At 68.7% G+C, this 16,322-nt stretch carries 11 protein-coding genes; 1 reads left to right on the plus strand and 10 read right to left on the minus strand.

The genetic code is table 11. From position 1 onward, the window contains the following. The first annotated feature begins 46 nt into the window (after window positions 1-46). The gene (locus VN11_RS15545; RefSeq protein WP_053450392.1) at window positions 47-931 is read left to right on the plus strand and encodes a LysR family transcriptional regulator; all 885 of its coding nucleotides are present in this window, start codon (window positions 47-49) and stop codon (window positions 929-931) included. 113 nt (window positions 932-1,044) lie between these two features. Here the strand turns inward: VN11_RS15545 and VN11_RS15550 are convergent, their stop codons facing one another. From VN11_RS15550 to VN11_RS15595, 10 genes are all read right to left on the minus strand, one after another. Beyond that, complete coding sequence (locus tag VN11_RS15550) at window positions 1,045-2,163, minus strand: toxic anion resistance protein (RefSeq protein WP_053450393.1); 1,119 nt, start codon at window positions 2,161-2,163, stop codon at window positions 1,045-1,047. Between the two features lie 44 nt (window positions 2,164-2,207). Next, complete coding sequence (locus tag VN11_RS15555; protein ID WP_053450394.1) at window positions 2,208-2,915, minus strand: hypothetical protein; 708 nt, start codon at window positions 2,913-2,915, stop codon at window positions 2,208-2,210. Next, window positions 2,912-8,320, minus strand: coding sequence for a DNA repair ATPase (locus tag VN11_RS15560; protein WP_053450395.1), 5,409 nt, complete (start codon window positions 8,318-8,320; stop codon window positions 2,912-2,914). Before VN11_RS15560 ends, VN11_RS15555 begins: the two co-directional genes overlap by 4 nt. A gap of 85 nt (window positions 8,321-8,405) precedes the next feature. Next, complete coding sequence (locus VN11_RS15565) at window positions 8,406-10,424, minus strand: flotillin family protein (protein WP_053450396.1); 2,019 nt, start codon at window positions 10,422-10,424, stop codon at window positions 8,406-8,408. After that, a complete protein-coding gene (locus VN11_RS15570; protein ID WP_053450397.1) occupies window positions 10,424-11,095 on the minus strand; it encodes an OB-fold-containig protein in 672 nt (223 codons plus the stop codon). The genes VN11_RS15565 and VN11_RS15570 overlap by 1 nt, the downstream gene beginning before the upstream one ends. Before the next feature lie 187 nt (window positions 11,096-11,282). Beyond that, on the minus strand, window positions 11,283-11,939 hold the full coding sequence (locus tag VN11_RS15575; protein WP_053450398.1) for a phosphoribosylanthranilate isomerase: 657 nt from the start codon (window positions 11,937-11,939) through the stop codon (window positions 11,283-11,285). Then, window positions 11,936-12,706 carry a tRNA pseudouridine(38-40) synthase TruA gene (truA, locus tag VN11_RS15580; protein WP_053450399.1) on the minus strand — a complete coding sequence of 257 codons (771 nt, stop codon included), beginning with the start codon at window positions 12,704-12,706 and terminating at the stop codon, window positions 11,936-11,938. The genes VN11_RS15575 and truA overlap by 4 nt, the downstream gene beginning before the upstream one ends. 32 nt (window positions 12,707-12,738) lie before the next feature. Then, the gene (locus VN11_RS15585; protein ID WP_053450400.1) at window positions 12,739-13,101 is read right to left on the minus strand and encodes a VOC family protein; all 363 of its coding nucleotides are present in this window, start codon (window positions 13,099-13,101) and stop codon (window positions 12,739-12,741) included. Window positions 13,102-13,127: 26 nt separating this feature from the next. Next, window positions 13,128-15,137: a FimV/HubP family polar landmark protein gene (locus VN11_RS15590; protein ID WP_053450401.1), complete on the minus strand. Its 2,010-nt coding sequence runs from the start codon at window positions 15,135-15,137 to the stop codon at window positions 13,128-13,130. 104 nt (window positions 15,138-15,241) lie between these two features. Further along, a complete protein-coding gene (locus VN11_RS15595; protein ID WP_053450402.1) occupies window positions 15,242-16,270 on the minus strand; it encodes an aspartate-semialdehyde dehydrogenase in 1,029 nt (342 codons plus the stop codon). Window positions 16,271-16,322: the final 52 nt, after the last annotated feature.

Here is a 16,322-nt window from a genome sequence, read left to right on the forward strand (position 1 = left end):
ACCGGAAAATGGATATTATCTGGCGTATCTTGTCAGGAAATCTCACATGGGCAGCTCATCGCTTCCGCCGCTCAATGCGCTGCGCGCGTTCGAGGCCATCGCCCGCCTGGGCGGGGTCGGCCGCGCCGCACAGGACCTGCATGTCACCCACGGTGCGGTCAGCCGGCAGCTGAAGCTGCTGGAGGATCATCTGGGCATGGCCTTGTTCCAGCGTGCCGGTCGCGGCCTGCGCCTGACCGCCGCAGGCAGCCGCCTGCAGGTGGCATGCAGCGAGGCGTTCACCGGCATTGAAGACTGCGTGCGTGAACTGCGGCGGCCGACGGCATCCCCGGCACTGGTGCTGGGCTGTAGTGGCAGCGTACTGGCGCGCTGGATGATCCCGCGACTGCCCGCGCTGCAGGCCGCCCTGCCCGGCGTTCGCCTGCAGTGGTCGGCACTGGACGGCAGCTTCACCGAGGCCCAGGCAGCGCTGGATGCGGTCCTGCTGCTGGCGCAGGGGCCGTGGCCGCGCGGCTGGCAGGTGCGCGAACTGGCGCCGGAACGGGTCGGCGTGGTGGTGGCCCCCTCCCACCCGGCGGCGCAACGCCTGCGGCATGTCCCGCCCTCGGCACTGCTGCAGGAAACGCTGCTGCACACCAGCTCACGACCGCAGGCGTGGCCGGCTTGGGCGCAGGCACATGGCCTGGACGCATCGAAGCTCCCGTTGGGCACCGCCTTCGAGCATCTGTATTACCTGCTGGAGGCAGCGGTAGCCGGGCTGGGCCCGGCAATCGCGCCCGAGCCGCTGGTGGCCGAAGACCTGGCCGCCGGGCGCCTGATCGCGCCCTGGGGATTCTCGGCGACAGGCGGGTTCTGGGTGCTGGCGCGGCCGGACGGCCCGGCCGACCCGCGCGTGGATGCACTGGCCGAGTGGGCGATGGCGCAACTGTAGCGTCGAGCTTGCTCGACTGGCATCGATCTCCTCAGTCGAGCAAGCTCGACTCTACGACTACCTCAGTCGAGCAAGCTCGACTCTACGCCTACCTCGGTCGAGCAAGCTCGACGCTACGACTCCCTCAGTGCCGTGGGTGCGGCCAGCCGCTGCTGCAGGTCGTCGCGCAGGCGCGACAGTTCGACTTCGGCCTGCTGGCGCTGCTGCATGCCTTCGCGATGGATGCTGCGCACTTCCTCCACGGTGGCGATCAGCTGTTCGTGCACATGGCGCAGCGTGGCCACGTCGATCACGCCGCGCTGGTTGCTGCGTGCGGTATCCACCGACGCCTGGCGCAGCAGATCGGCATTGCGGCGCATCAGCTCGTTGGTGGCATCGTCGATGGCGGTGGACAGCTCGACCGCGGCCTTCTGCTCGCCCAGCGAAAGCTGGATGGCGAACTGGCGCTTCCACGACGGGATGGTGATCTCGCGCACCGTGTTGAATTTTTCGATCAGCTGCAGCGCGTTGGCCTGGATCAGGCGGATCATCGGCAGCGACTGGTCGGCCGCGTGCTGCATCAGCTGCAGGTCGGACACGCGCTTTTCGATCAGGCGGATCGCATTGTCGACCTCGCTCTGGCGGATGCGCTGCTGCGGGTCGTCGCTGCCCTGCCCTGCCAGCTGCTCGGCCTGCAGTTCGGCCAGGCGCTGCTTGCCGGCGGCTGCGTACAGGCCCAGCGCGTGGCGCTCCTCGCGCACGATCTCGTGCATGCGGTCGAACTCGCCCACGCGCTTGCCCATCAGCGCCTGCTGCACGCCCACGTCGCCCAGCAGCTGCTCGATCTGTGCGTTGGTATCGCTGAACTTCTGCACCAGTTCGCCCTTGGACACGCGCAGGCGATCGATCAGACCGCCGATCACCGGCACCTTCGAACGCTGGGCGAAACCGTCCAGTTTCAGGCTGCGCGCGATGCGCACCACTTCGCCCAGCTTGTCGCCGCTGGCATCGAGGTCGCGGTTGCGCACCTGGTCCAGCAGCTGGCTGGAAAACGCTGCCGTGCGCGTCGCGGCCTCGCGGCCGAACACCTGCAGGTTGCCCGGGCGCAGGTCGTCCAGTTCCATGCGGATCTCGGCGATGCGCGGCAGGTCCTCGCGGACCAGGCCCAACGCCTGCAGCGCGCCTTCGTCGAGTGCGGAAGGGGTGGCCGGGGTGGGCACGAGGGTGCCGGGGTGCTGGCTGTCCTGGGTCATCGGGCAGTCTCCTTGCAGGTGGGTTGGCGGCAGCGGCGGCCGGCTCAGCGCAGTCTAGCCTGAGCCGCCGCGACCTCGTCGTCGATCTGTGCGTGCAGCGTGGCCGCCTGGCCGGCACGGACCGCGCCGGTGGCGGCCTGCGCGGCCAGTGCGGCCTGCCGCCACGCTGGCAGCAGGACATCGTGGATGCGGGCGAAGCGCTGCAGCAGCTCCTCGTCCTGTTGCTGCAGCAGCTGCCACTGCCCGGCTTCGATGCGGCGCAGCGCCGCCAGCCGCTGCAGGTGGTCGATGCGCGCCGCCAGTGCTTCCTGGCCGGCGCCCTGCATCGCTGGCACGTCCGCGGCGGCCGCGTCCGCCCAGGCCTGCAGTGCTTCGGCGGCCTGGCCGGTCGCGCTGATCGCGGTGGCACGCACGGCCATGTGCTGCTGCAGCTGCTGGGCCTGCTCGCGTGCCTGCAGGGCGAGGACCCCCAGCCGCGACTGCAGGCCGCGGCCTGCGGCCTCACGCTCGACATCGCGGCCAAGCAGGCGGCCCCACCAGCTTTCCTGCCGGCGCAGGCGTGCCGGGTCGGCAGCCTGCAGCGCCAGCGCGATGCGTGCCAGCGCCTCGACCAGCCCATCGCCGGCGGTCGCCGGCAACGCGACGTCGCGCGCGGCCAACGCCTGCAGCAGCGGCGCGCCGTAGTCGGCCAGGCGTGCAACATCCGCCGTGTCCGGCCGTTGCGGCGTCGGCAGGGGCGCCGCGTCGGTCATGGCAACGGCGGCCGCATCGGCGCGCTTCCCGACGGGGCGTCGTCAGTGGCTTCCGGCGGCAGCGACTCGCCGTAGAAGTGGCGCATCAGCGCCTCATCCAGTGCGCGCTCCTCCGGCGTGCTGGCCCGCCGCACGCGCGGACGACGCGCGGTGGTGGTGCTGGCACCGGCCGCGCCTTCGACCTGCTGCCGCGCCCACCCGGCGAACGCCGCCAGGGTCTGCGATACCTGTTCCTGCTGTGCCTGCGAGGCCACCAGCAGTTGGACCAGCGGAGCGAGCCCGGCCTGCAGGTCCTCGGCCAGCGGCGTGGCCGGGGGGCTGGGCGCGGCAATCACCACCGGCTCGGCAGGCTGCACGGCGGCCGGTGCTTCTGGGCGTGCTTCGGCCAAGCGCTGCAGCGCTTCCAGCAAGGCCGGCCACGGTGCCGGATCAGCCTCCACCAGCGGCGCAGCCGGTGGCGGCAGCTGCAGTGCACTGGCGATGTCGGCCAGCTGCGCGACCACGCGCCCACCGACATCGCTGTCGTCGGCACCCATGGCCTTGTTGCGCAGGAAATCGCGCTTGATCTGCGCCCAGCGCTGCACCTGCGCCTCGTCCAGCACGCCGCGCAGCTCGCCCAGCTTCAGCAGGTTTTCCTCGGCGCCGGTGGTCAGCAGCTGCGCCTCGCCCAGGTAATGGTCGGAGATCAGCTGCTGCAGCTCGTCCTCGTTCATCACCGGCGAGATCTTCTCGGCCAGCTTGTTCATGTTGCGGTAGCTGCCCTGCAGGCGGAACGGCGGCTCGGTGCGGTAGCGGTCATCCTGCGCAGCGCTGGCGATGTACTGCTGGTTGACCCGGTAGACCACGTCGCGCACGCGCAGCATGCGCTGCAGGGTGGCGGTGATCTCGTTGATCTCGGCACCGCTGTAGGCATGGCTGAGCCCGTTGGTCGACACGTCCTTGCCCATCGCACGATCGACCAGCAGGTACAGGTCGGCCATGTCACGGGTCGCCAGCGGTGCCAGCACCGGGTTGGAGGTCAGGCTGTTCTCGATGTAGCTGAGGGTGAACGCCGCTTCCATGCCACCCAGCACGTCGCCGAGGTTGTAGATGTCAGCGCGGTTGGCCAGCATGTCCGGAATCTTGAACACCTCGCCCGACTCGGTATACGGGTTGCCGGCCATCACCACGCAGAACTTCTTGCCGCGCATGTCGTAGGTGCGCGTGCGACCGCGCCACACGCCTTCGATGCGGCGGGTGCCATCGCACAGCGAAATGAACTTCTGCAGGAACTCGGGATGGGTGTGCTGGATGTCATCCACATACAGCATGGTGTTGTTGCCCATCTCCAAGGCCAGATTGAGCTTTTCCAGCTCCTGCCGCGAGGTGGCGTCGGGCGCCTGCTCCGGATCCAGCGAACGCACGTCGTGGCCCAGTGCCGGGCCGTTGATCTTCATGAAGACCAGGCCCAGCCGGTGCGCCACGTATTCCATCAGCGTGGTCTTACCGTAGCCCGGCGGCGAGATCATCATCAGCAGGCCCATCAGGTCGCTGCGCTTGTTCTCGCCCACCGTGCCCATCTGCTTGGCGAGGTTGTCGCCGATCACGCCGAGGTAAACGTCGTTGATGAGCTTGTTGCGCACGAAAGAGGACAGCGGCCGCGCCTTGAACTCGGACAGGCGCAGGGCCTGCCGCTCACGGCCGATGATGCCCTGGCGTACCGCCTGGTAGGCGTGGAATGCCGGCACGAACTGCTGCAGGTGGGCGTGCAGGCGGGCCAGGAAATCATCCAGCGACAGCGCCAGGGTGCCCTGCACGATGCGCGGATGCTCGCCGAGCAGGCCGTTCACTTCCACCCGCAGTGTGGCATCGCTGGCGCGCGTGCGCAGCTGCCGCTGCACCAGCAGCAGTGCGGCAGCCTCATCGGTGTAACCGGCATGGGCAGCCTGCGCCGGCAGCCGGCCCAGCGCGCGCAGCCACTGCCCGGCCAACGCCCAGCGCAGCGGCAGCGGATCCTGTCCACGCTGCAGCGCGCGTTCCAGTGCCTCACGCTGTCCTGCCTGCTCCAGCTGCTGCTGCAATGCCTCCAGCAATGCCAGCGCATGGCGGCTGCTGGCGAATACCGGATCGCCCGCGCTCAGTTCGTCACCGAGGTAGGCAGCGGCACCTTCGATCGCGGCGGCGTCGAACGGCAGGGCCTGCGCCTGCACGAACGCATCCAGCGCAGCGGCCATCTCCGCGCGCAGCGCCTGGCGCCCTTCGTCGGAACCAAAGAGGCGGGCGATGGCATCGGCACCGGCCTGGCGCGCCGGCCACTGCGCCACGGCCTCGTTGCGCTGCTCGGCGGCCCAGAACAGCATGGCCAGTGCGCGGACACGCGGTGCATGGCGCAGGCTGCCGGCGGCCTGCTGCAGCGGCAGCAGGGCGTGCAGGATCAGCGCCGCATCGTGGTCATGGATGCCGCGCTCATACCCCTCGCGGTAGCGCGGCGCGGCGAACGCACGCACGCGCTGGTCCAGCGCCTCGGGGCTGGCGAGATCGTGCTGCAGCTGGGCCATGTCCAGGCCATCGCGGCCGTCCTGCGCGGCCAGCAGCAGGCTGCCGGCCAGGTACTCGCCGCGGTAGATCGCATCGGATTCCGAATCCAGGGTCACCGGCCAGAACGGCTTGAGCGCCTCCAGCTCGGGGTCGTGCAGGGTTTCCAGGAAATCGGTGCCGGTGAGGTGGATGGCCAGCGTGTCGCCGCGCGGCAGCAGGGTCAGGTCCAGCGCCTGGGTGTTCACGCTGAAACGGTGGCGCGGGCCGAGCCGGACGACGTTGCCGCCGGCTTCGTACAGGTCGCTGCGGTCGCGCAGCTGGCGCACGGCCTGGTCGCGCACGCCCTTCAGGCGCGCCTCGATGTCATCGGCCTTGACGTTGTCGCGCAGCGCATGCAGCCGCTCGGCCAGTTCGCGCAGCTTGAGGATCAGCGGGTCGCCGGCGAAGAACGCGTTGAGCTCGTCGGCGGTGGCGAAGCGCTCGGTGCGCTTGGCCAGGCCATCGAGGATGCGGTTGGCCGCGTCGAGCACCGAGCGCGCCTTGCGCTGGCGGTCGTCCAGCAACGCCTGCTTGTGCGTCTCGAAGGCTTCGACCAGTTCCTCGCGCTTGCTGAGGATGTCGCCGAGGAACTGCTCGTGCTCGCCAAACTGACTTTCCAGTTCCTCCAGCTGCACCAGCAGGCGCGACAGCTGTTCGTCGGCCTTTTCCGGATCGTTGGCCATCGCCAGCGCACTGGTGATGGACTGCGAGAACAACGCGAACTGTGCAGCGAACTGGGCCACGGCCTCGGCCGAGCCGAGCGTGCGGCGGCGCTGTTCGGCACGCGTGCGCGCCTGGTTCAGCCGCCCGTACAGCGCGGAAATCGATTCGACCACGCGGGTGCGCGCGGTGGCATCGTCCACCTTCAGGCCGGCCATCAGTTCGGACAGCATGTCCAGGTCGGCGGCCATGCCACGCATGCCGTCCAGCTGCTCATCCAGCTGGCGCGCACTGCTGGCCTGCTGGGCCGCTTCATCCAGTGCCTGCAGGCGGCTGCCCAGCGGTGCCAGTGCGGCATCGCCGGCCAGGAACTCGCCGGTGGCGGCGCCCACGCGATCCTGCGCCTGCACCAGTTCGGCGGCCATCGCCTCGATGCGCGCGGTGTCGATGTAGCGCAGCTCGCGGATGGTCAGCAGCCGCCCGCGCAGCGCGGTGATCTCGTTCAGGGCCTCGACGAAGGCCTGCACCTCGTTCCAGTTCTGCGGCTGCAGGCGGCCCAGCAGCGCCTTGTAGTTCGCTTCCGCCTCGACCATCGCCTGCGCCGACTGCTCGCGGATGGACTGGACCTTCTCGTACTCGTCCAGCACCGACTCGCCGGTGGCGCTGATCTGCCGCAGCAGCGCTTCGGCGCCGTCGCAGGCCTCGTCCCCCAGCCAGTGGTGGGTATCGAACAGGCGGCGGGTATCGGCCACCAGGCGCTGGTAGCGCTGCACCGAGACATCCTGGCCGTCGATCTCGCGGGACAGGTTGAACAGGTTGGAGATGCCGCGCACCAGCTCGGCATTGCCGATGCGGCCCATGAAGGTGTTGCCGGGCGGCCGGCTGGCGGCGAACTCGTCGCTGCTGAACGGCGTCTGCCAGACCTGCATCGGATGGATGCGGGTGGGCTCGGCGCCTTCGGCATGGAACAGCACCATGCGCCCATCCTGCATGAAGGCATAGCCATGGCCGAACACCGGGTTCTGCAGCACGCGCTGGATGGTGTTGTAGACGAACAGCGCCGAGCGCCCGCCTTCGCGCTCGTAGAAGATGTAGAGCACGTCCTCGCCGTTGGGCGAGCGGATGCTGCGCTTGAACTGCATGCCGGCCATCGAGGCATCGAAGGCCTTGTGCTCGCCGCCCTGCAGGTAGTAACCGCCGGGGAAGATCACGCCGTGGTCTTCGGGCAGCTGCACGCAGGCCTGGACGATGGCGTCGTTGCGCACGATTTCGCCGGTGAGCGTGTTGTAGATCAGCCCGCGCCAGACGGTCTCGCGGTACGGCAACACCTTCAGCAGCAGCAGCGAACCGACGCGCGCGAATTCGAACTGGGCGTCGTCCAGCGACTGCGTGCTGTCCTCCACCGGTTCGCTGTAGATGCCCTGCCCGGTTTCGGTGTTGTTCTCGACCTTGATGGTCAGGTCGCCACCGGTGGTTTCCACGAACAGGGTGTCGAGGATGTTCAGGTGCGAGTGGCGGCCGTTGACCGCGAGATCGCGGGTGGCCTTGGTCCATTCGAAGTCGAACGGCGGCGGCAGGGCGATATCGCGTTCGCCGCGCGCATCGAGGTAGGTCAGCTCACCTTCGCGCGACAGCGCCCAGCGGAACACGCGCACGTCGCTGCTGCGCTCGCCGATCTGGAACGAGGCCAGCAGCTTGTCGCCGACCACGATCAGCTGCAGCAGGCGCGCATGCTTGTAGTAGGCGTACAGCTCGTTGAAGTCGTGCACGAAGCCGGGCTGGTCGAGGAAGCTGCCCTTCAGCTCCAGCGCGGCCACATCGTAGCCGTCCTTGCCCTGCACCAGCCGGTACAGGCCGAACACATCCTCGATGCGGGTATGGGTCTTGAGCCCGATATAGACGTTGTAGCCGAACAGCAGGCGGTCAGGCCCGACCTGGACGATGTCACGGCCGACGCAGTTGTTCTCGCTGCGGATGCGGAAGCGACCGACCACCTCCAGCCGGCTGTCGCCGAACTCGGCCAGTCGCTGGCGGTTGAGGGCTTCGGCCAACGCCTGCAGGCGCTGGCCCTGTTCGCCAAGGCGGCGGCGCAGAACTTCGTAGGCACCGCCCTGGGCAACGGCCTGGTCGACGGTGTTGCCGCCGGCCTCCGGCGCTGTGGTTTCGGCGGACGGATGGGTTTCAGACATCAGCAGGCTTCCGGCTTACGGACGGCCGGCCGTGGTTGCGGCCGGCGCGGGCGGGCGGTGGCCGCAGCGGCCACCGCCCGGTGCATCAACGGGCGCTGTCGACCACGGCGGCCGACACGGTCGGCGCCGCGTCGGCGTCCTCGGCGATCTGCCGCGGTGCCGGTTCGGCCACGGCCACGCCCAGGTAGCGCTGCATCAGCTCCTGCACGATCGGGCTCTTGCCGGCGAAGCCTTCGATCGACTTGCCCAGCGACACGGCCTTGACCAGGTTCTCGAACATGCCGCCGTCGCCACCGACCAGGTCGATGTCGGCATTGCGCAGCGCGCTGGCGATGACGTTGGCGTTCTCGCGCGAGACTTCCTTGCCCGCTTCGATAGAGGCCAGTGCCTGCTTCAGGCTGTTGTCCAGCATCATGCGGAACTCTTCGTGGCCACGTGCCTGGTCGCTCAGCGAGGCGATGGCTTCGAACTTGCGCACCAGGCCTTCGGCTTCGGCCAGCAGCTTCTTCTGCACCACGCCGGCTTCGGCGTTGCCCAGCGATTCGGTGGCGGTGGCACGGGCCAGGCCCATCTTCTCTTCGCCCTGGGCCTGCGCCTGCAGGGTTTCGGCCAGCACGCGGGCCTCGTTGCTGCCCTGCTTCAGGTTGGCTTCGGCCTTGGCTTCGATCACGCGGGCTTCGGCGATACCGACCTTCTCGATGGCCAGTGCGGAGGCTTCACGCACCTGCGCTTCGGCCAGGCCCGGCGCCGCCTGCTCGGCACGGAAGGCGTCGGCCAGCAGGCGCTTGGCTTCGGCCTGCTTGCCGGCCGCTTCGTGTTCGGCCTGGGCCAGGGTGGTCAGTTCCACCGCGCGGTGCTTGGAGGCGGTTTCGCGGGCCTGCGCTTCCTTCACTTCGCGCACCAGCGATTCCTGCGCCTTGGCTTCGGCTTCCAGAATCAGCACCTGCTTCTGGCGGTCGGCCTCGGAGACCTCGCGCACTTCCTTGATGCGCTCTTCTTCCTGGGCCACGGTCTTGTCGATGGAGATGCGTTCGCGGGTGATGTTGGCCACGTCCATCTTGCCCTGCTCGACCACCTTGTCACGCTCCACGCCCTGCAGCTGCACTTCGCGGTCGGTGGTGACCTGTTCCAGCTGGCGCGCGCGCTCCACGCGCTCGGCTTCGATGGCCACCGCACGCTGGCGGTTCTGTTCGGCCACTTCCACCTCGCGCAGGCGGTTCTGGTCACGGATATCGATCAACTGCTGCGCTTCGATGCGTGCGTTCTCGGACAGCTGGCGCTGTTCTTCCTGCACCTTGGCGGTCTCGGCTTCCTCGCGGGCACGGATGGTCTCGATCTCGCGCTTCTGCCGCGCCTCGGCCTCGGCCTGCTGGCGTTCCAGGGCCAGCAGCGCTTCGCGCGCTTCCACGTTCTTTTTGGTGATGGCGAGCTTCTCGTTCTGCTCCAGCTCGTTGGTCACCACGTTCTGCGCGGCGGTCAGCTCGGTGATCTTGCGGATACCCTGCGCGTCGAGGATGTTGAACTGGTCCAGCAGCGATTTCGGGGTCTGCTCCAGGTAGTCGATGGCCACGTCTTCCAGCACATAGCCGTTCAGGTCGTTGCCGATGACCGCGATGATCTCGTCGCGGAATTCCTGGCGCTTCTCGAACAGCTCGGTGAAGTCGAACTTCTTGCCGACCGTCTTCAGCGCTTCGGAGAACTTGGCGTTGAACAGCTCATCGACGGCGTGCTTGTCCGAGGCACGGTCGGCACCGATGGCCTTGGCCACACGCAGCACGTCGGCCTGGGTCTCGTTGACCCGCAGGTAGAACGCCACGGCGATGTCGGCGCGCATGTTGTCGCGGCAGATCAGGCCTTCCTTGCCGCGGCGGTCGATCTGCAGGGTGATCAGGCTGATCCGCATCAGCTCGGCGCGGTACAGCACCGGGATGATCAGCGCACCGGTGAAGTGCACCTTGGGCGTGGCGCTCATGTCGTTGACGATCAGGGCCACGCCCTGGTCGACCTTGCGGTAGAACGCCTTGAACAGTCCCGCCAGGCCGAGCAGCAGGCCTACGAGGACGATGATCCCGATCAGGAAGGGGGCCGCGCCAGCAAAACTCATCAGAGATTCTCCTTGTTGCCCGGAAGCAGGTTGTCCTGGAAATCGAGGGCGACCGCATCAGCGCGGACCACCCGGTAGTAATGGTGTTCGGCCACGTGCTCGACCAGCACGATGCGCTCGCCACGCTGCAGTTCGACGTCGCTGCGCACCTGCAGCACCAGCCCGGCACCGCCGTCATCGACCGTGGCATGGCCGCTGCGCGCATCCACCCGGGGCGAGGCGACCACGCCCACGCGCCCCAGCAGGGAGGCCTGTGCGACCGGCTGCAGGCGCTGCAGGAAGGTGCGGATGGGCCGCAGCAGCAGCGCGGTGATCGGCACCGCCGGCAGCGGCGCGAGCACGGCCACGAGCGTGCCGAAACCCCAGCGCAGCAGGTCCGGCAGCGGCAACAGTACGAACAGATGGATGAAATAGGTCAAGGCCCAGCCGAAGAAGCCCAGCAGGGTGACCACGACCATGACCGGCACGCCACCGAGGCCGAAGCGCTGCAGCAGGGCCGAGAGGCCGCTGAGATCGGTGTCACTGTCCAGCGCACCATCGGCGCCGAGATCGCCGAACCCGTCATCGACCAGGCCAAAAGCGGCAAGCCCCCAATAGACCAGCGACACCGCCAGCAGGACGCTGTACGGCAGGGTCGGGTAGCCGAACACGACGGTGAGGAATTCCTGCATCGCTTTGCCTTCCTGGGCTATGGGCGCGTGACGCCCCGTTCGGAATCCGCCGGGAGCGGTTCCGTCGATCCCGCCACGGCCCTCATGGCCATGGCTTCCCCTTCATCCTATGTGAAGAGGGTGTACAGGGACAAATGTGAAGACGCGCGCCGACCGCAGGCGGCGACGCGCGCGGGGTCGTGCCGGGTCACTCCAGCACGGTGCAGTCGGCGCTGCGCACCTCTTCGACGAACGTGCGCATCTTGTAGCCGTCCTTGATGCCCGGCTCGACCTCGATGCCGCTGGACACGTCAACGCCCCACGGCAGGGTGGCGAGGATGGCGTCCTTCACGTTCTCCGGGTTCAGGCCGCCGGCCAGCAGGAACGGGCGGTGCAGGCCGGTCGGGATGCGCCCCCAGTCGAAGGCGACACCCGTGCCGCCACCGCCGCCGGGCGCGTGGCTGTCGAACAGGAATCCCGCCGCGCTGGGGTAGCGCAGCTGCAGGGTACGGGCGTTGACCTCTTCGCGCCCGCCCATGGCGATCGCCTTCAGGTACGGCATGTTGAAACTGCGGCAGAAGCTCTCGTCTTCCTCTCCATGGAACTGCAGCAGGGTCGGCCGCACCGTGCGCAGCACCTCGCGCACCTCTTCCTTGCTGTTGTTGCGGAACAGCGCCACCACGTCGACCATCGGCGCGATCGCCTGGCGCATCGCGCGCGCCTCGGCCGGAGCAACCCGACGGCTGCTCTCGCGGGCAAAGATGAAACCCACTGCGTCCACGCCCAGCTCACCGGCCAGGCGGACGTCGCCGGCCCGGGTCATGCCACAGAACTTGATGCGTGTGCGGTAGTAGGAGCGGCTCATAGCGTGACCTCGGCGGGCAGATGCCAGTTGTCGGGGTACAGGGGCCCAAGGAACACCAGGCCCTGCGGCGGTGCGGTGGGACCGGCTACGGTGCGATCGCGCCCTGCCAGCAGTTCGGCGATCCATTCCACCGGTTTTTCGCCGCTGCCCACCAGGATCAAGGATCCGACGATATTGCGGACCATGTGATGAAGGAATGCATTGCCCTGCACGGCCACTTCAATCACCTCGCCCTGGCGGCTGACCTGCAGCGACTGCAGTTCACGCCGCGCATGCAACGCCTGGCACTGCACCGATCGGAACGCACTGAAGTCGTTCTCGCCAAGCAGGGCCTGGCCGGCGGCATGCATCAGGGTCTCGTCCAGCGCCCGCCGCTCCCAGCTCAGGGTCTGGCGGCCCAGCGCCGGCCGCACTTCGCGGTTGAGCAGCCGATAGCGGTAGCGGCGCGCGCGCGCGGAAAAACGGGCGTGGAAATCATCGGCCACCGGCACGCACCAGCGCACCGCGATCGAGCGCGGCAGGCGGGTGGTGGTGCCGAGCATCCAGGCGCGCGGATCGCGCACCACCTCGGTGTCGAAATGCACGACCTGGCACTGGCCGTGCACGCCAGCATCGGTGCGGCCGGCGCAGACCACCTGCAACGGCGCATCGGCGACCGACGACAGGGCCAGTTCAAGGCTGGCCTGCACGCTGGGGCCACCTTCGCCCAGGTTCTGCCAGCCCCTGAAATCGCTGCCGTCGTACTCGACGCCAAGCGCGTAACGCATGTGCTACCTCGATGCTGCGTGTGGGGCGGCGCTCAGGCCGGGTCGCGTTCGGACCACACCGCCAGTTCGTTGCCACCGGGCTCGACGAACTGGAAGCGGCTGCCCCCGGGGAAGGAAAACACCGGGCGCACGATCTCGCCGCCGGCGTCACGCACCGCTGCCTCGATCGGCGCCAGGCGGTCGGCGTACAGCACCAGCAGCGGTGCGCCGGTATCGCTGGCGCGCTGCGGCTGGCCACGGAAGAAGCCGCCCTGCAGGCGGCCATCGTCGAAGGCGGTGTAGTCGCCGCCATAGTCGACGAACGACCAGCCGAACACCTTCTCGAAGAAGGCGCGGCTGGCCGCCGGATCAGCGGAGGCGAATTCAACGTAATCGATGCGGCGCTCGCGGCTCATGGCACGGTCCTTGTCAGCGGGTTCGGTCACGGCAGGCGCGCCAACAGCTCGCGCGCCTGCGCCTGGCTGTGCAGATCGCCGCCCTCGGCGACTTCCTGCAGCAGGGTACGCGCGGTCTGCGCGTCGCCCAGGTCCAGATAGGCAATGGCCAGCTCCAGCCGCTCCTGGCCGGCACGCGGTGCCCAGCCGGCATCACCGGCCGGTGCCGCGGTGTGTTCTTCGTGCGCGGCCGTGGCCATCGCGTCGTGTGGCGCACCGCTGGAATCGCCGTTGTCATGGTGCTCGGCCGGCAGGTCGAACACGCCGCGGAACTGCGGCTGCTGTTCGGCGTGCAGCGCATAGTCCGGCACCGCGATCTCGTCAGCGACCGCCTGCGCGACCGGCTCATCCGGCACGGGGGTGTCCTGCGTGGGCACCGGCTCGTCCCAGCGCGGCAGATCGGTCACGGCCTCGGGCAGCTCCCCCACTTCGTCATCGCGCAGCGTCTGCGCCTGCCAGTCAGCCTGGGCGGCGACGTCGGCGATCGGTTCGGCAGCCACGTCATCCTGCACCTCGGTTGCGGTCGCCCAGGCCGGCATCGCGGGCTCCTGGCGGCCACTGTCGGACACCACCGACGACCACGAGGACTGCTCGGCCAGCGTATCCAGCGCCGCACCCGCCGGCACCGCCGCGGCCAGGCCAGCCGCATCGCCTTCTTCGCGCAGCGGCGGCAACGGTGACGGCTTGCGCCGGCGCAGCAGCCAGGCTGCCGCCGCGGCGAGCAGCAGCACGGGCAGGCCCAGCCAGTACCACGGTGTTGCCGCGTCGCGGCTGCCCGGCGCCTGGGCCAGGCGTTGCTGCGCGGCAGCCAGGTCGTTGTCCTTCATCGCGATCAGCGACTGCTGCTGTTCCTTCAGCTTCTCCAGGTCGGCCACGCGCTGCTTCAGCTCGCCGATCTCGGCATCGCGGGTAGCGATGTCCTCACGCGCCTGGCGCAGTTGCTCGTTGCCCATCATGTCACCCTCGCTGCCGGCAGCGGTGCCGGTGGTTGTGCCCGCTTTCGCGGCGTCGGACGCCAGCGCCGGAGCGATTTCAAGCCGCGCGCCGCTGGCCCCCGACGGGGACGCTGCGTTCGTGGCTTGTGCCTTGGCCACTGCTGCGGCGGTACCCGCCGGCTGCGGCACGGTGCGTGCCTGGCGCCATTGGGCCGCGTGTTCGCGCACCAGCGCAGCCGCTTCGGCAGCATCGACCGCCGCCAGCGCATCGCTGCCTGGCATGCGCAGCACTGCGCCCTGCTTGAGCAGGTTCACGTTGCCACGGATGAAGGCTTCGGGATTGGCGCGCAGCAGGGCGATCATCGCGCGATCACGACTGACCTGGTTGCCACGCGCCACCGCGCTGGCAATCTGCGACAAGGTCTGGCCGCGCTGCACGGTGACGCTGCCATCGGCAGGTATGGCCGCAACCGGTGGAGGCACCGCACGCGACCGTGCTGGTGCGGGTGCCGGCGTGGGCGCCGGCGCGGACGGTGGCGTGCCCGGCGCCTCTGCCACAGGTGCCGCTGCCGGCTCGCGGGCAATGGTATTGGACAGGGTGCCAGCCGGTGCGACGATCTCCGGCTCGGCCACGGCCAGTGCGCTGGACGGCGCATCGACCAGCGCCGAGTATTCGCGGACCAGCCGGCCCTGGCCCCAGTCGGCCTCGATCAGGAAGCTCAGCGACGGCGTCTCGACCGGCGCCTGCGAGGTCACCCGCACCACCGCCCTGCCCTGCGCGTTGCGGGTCAGTTCGAACTGCAGTTCGCTGACCAGGCCGGTCGGCCGTTGCAGGCCGACGCGCTCGAAGGTGACCGGCGAAGCCAGCGCCACCCGCAGGTTTTCCAGCTCGGACGGGTCGGCCGAGACTACCGGGATCTCGGCCAGCAAGGGCTGGCCCGGCTTGGACAGGACACGGATGTCGCCCAACCCCAGGGCGAGCGCCGAACTGCTGGCCAAGGCCAGCAGCGCGGCGGAAAGGTAGCTGAGCGGGCGCGTTGCGCCCCTGGCCCGTTTATTCATGGGCGACACTATAAAGCGTGCGGACCAAGGTCCGCACCCACCGATGGACGACCTGCGGCAATGCCGGCCAGCGGCCGGCACTACCGGTGAAGCAACCGCGCTGCTCAGCGCTGTTCGGCGGCGACCAGCTCTGCCAGCTGCACGGCATTCAGTGCCGCGCCCTTGCGCACGTTGTCCGAGACGATCCACAGGTTCAGGCCGCGCGGGTGCGACAGGTCCTCACGGATGCGCCCGACATACACCGCGTCGGTGCCCGAAGCGTGGGTAACCGGGGTCGGGTAGCCACCCGCTTCGTGGCGATCCACCACTTCGATGCCCGGCGACTGCTCCAGCAGCGCACGCGCTTCGGCCACGGTGACCTTGTCGCGGGTCTCGATCGCCACCGACTCGGAATGCCCGTAGAACACCGGCACGCGCACCGCGGTCGGGTTCACCAGGATGCTGTCGTCGCCGAGGATCTTGCGGGTCTCCCAGATCAGCTTCATCTCTTCCTTGGTGAAGCCGTTGTCCTGGAAGTCGTCGATGTGCGGGATCAGGTTGAAGGCGATCTGCACCGGGAAGCGCTGCGGATCGATCTCCTGGAAGCTGAGCAGCTGGCCGGTCTGCTTGCCCAGCTCCTCGGTGGCCGAACGGCCGCCGCCGGATACCGACTGGTAGGTGGAGACGTTGATGCGCTCGATGCCGTACTTGCGGTGCAGCGGCGCCAGCGCCACCAGCATCTGCATGGTCGAGCAGTTCGGATTGGCGATGATGCCGCGCGGACGGTTGGCAACCTGTTCCGGGTTGACCTCGGATACCACCAGCGGCACGTCGTCGTCGTAACGGAAGGCCGAAGAGTTGTCGATCACCACCGCACCGGCGGCAGCGAACTTCGGCGCGTATTCCTTCGACACGCTGCCACCGGCCGAGAACAGGGCGATCTCGACGCCGGTCGGGTCGAAAGTGGCCAGGTCCTGCACTGTGACCTTCTGGCCGTTGAACTCGATCTCGCCACCGGCCGAACGCTCGGAGGCCAGGACGCTCAGGGTACCAACCGGGAAATGACGTTCTTCAAGGATCGACAACATGGTCTCGCCAACCGCGCCGGTGGCACCGACGACGGCGACGTGGAAACTGCGCTGTGCATTGCTCATGGGGGGAAACTCTCACGAAAACGGGGATGGGAAAAATCACGCACGACAGCAG

Source organism: Stenotrophomonas maltophilia, from assembly GCF_001274595.1.
GTDB classification, from domain to species: Bacteria; Pseudomonadota; Gammaproteobacteria; order Xanthomonadales; family Xanthomonadaceae; genus Stenotrophomonas; species Stenotrophomonas forensis.

What these genes read in the sequence shown, in the direction of transcription:
- VN11_RS15560 (WP_053450395.1), bottom strand. Translation starts at nt 8,320, where the DNA reads ATGTCTGAAACCCATCCGTCCGCCGAAACCACAGCGCCGGAGGCCGGC.
- VN11_RS15550 (WP_053450393.1), bottom strand. Translation starts at nt 2,163, where the DNA reads ATGACCCAGGACAGCCAGCACCCCGGCACCCTCGTGCCCACCCCGGCC.
- VN11_RS15595 (WP_053450402.1), bottom strand. Translation starts at nt 16,270, where the DNA reads ATGAGCAATGCACAGCGCAGTTTCCACGTCGCCGTCGTCGGTGCCACC.
- VN11_RS15585 (WP_053450400.1), bottom strand. Translation starts at nt 13,101, where the DNA reads ATGAGCCGCGAGCGCCGCATCGATTACGTTGAATTCGCCTCCGCTGAT.
- VN11_RS15565 (WP_053450396.1), bottom strand. Translation starts at nt 10,424, where the DNA reads ATGAGTTTTGCTGGCGCGGCCCCCTTCCTGATCGGGATCATCGTCCTC.
- truA (WP_053450399.1), bottom strand. Translation starts at nt 12,706, where the DNA reads ATGCGTTACGCGCTTGGCGTCGAGTACGACGGCAGCGATTTCAGGGGC.
- VN11_RS15555 (WP_053450394.1), bottom strand. Translation starts at nt 2,915, where the DNA reads ATGACCGACGCGGCGCCCCTGCCGACGCCGCAACGGCCGGACACGGCG.
- VN11_RS15545 (WP_053450392.1), top strand. Translation starts at nt 47, where the DNA reads ATGGGCAGCTCATCGCTTCCGCCGCTCAATGCGCTGCGCGCGTTCGAG.
- VN11_RS15575 (WP_053450398.1), bottom strand. Translation starts at nt 11,939, where the DNA reads ATGAGCCGCTCCTACTACCGCACACGCATCAAGTTCTGTGGCATGACC.
- VN11_RS15590 (WP_053450401.1), bottom strand. Translation starts at nt 15,137, where the DNA reads ATGAATAAACGGGCCAGGGGCGCAACGCGCCCGCTCAGCTACCTTTCC.
- VN11_RS15570 (WP_053450397.1), bottom strand. Translation starts at nt 11,095, where the DNA reads ATGCAGGAATTCCTCACCGTCGTGTTCGGCTACCCGACCCTGCCGTAC.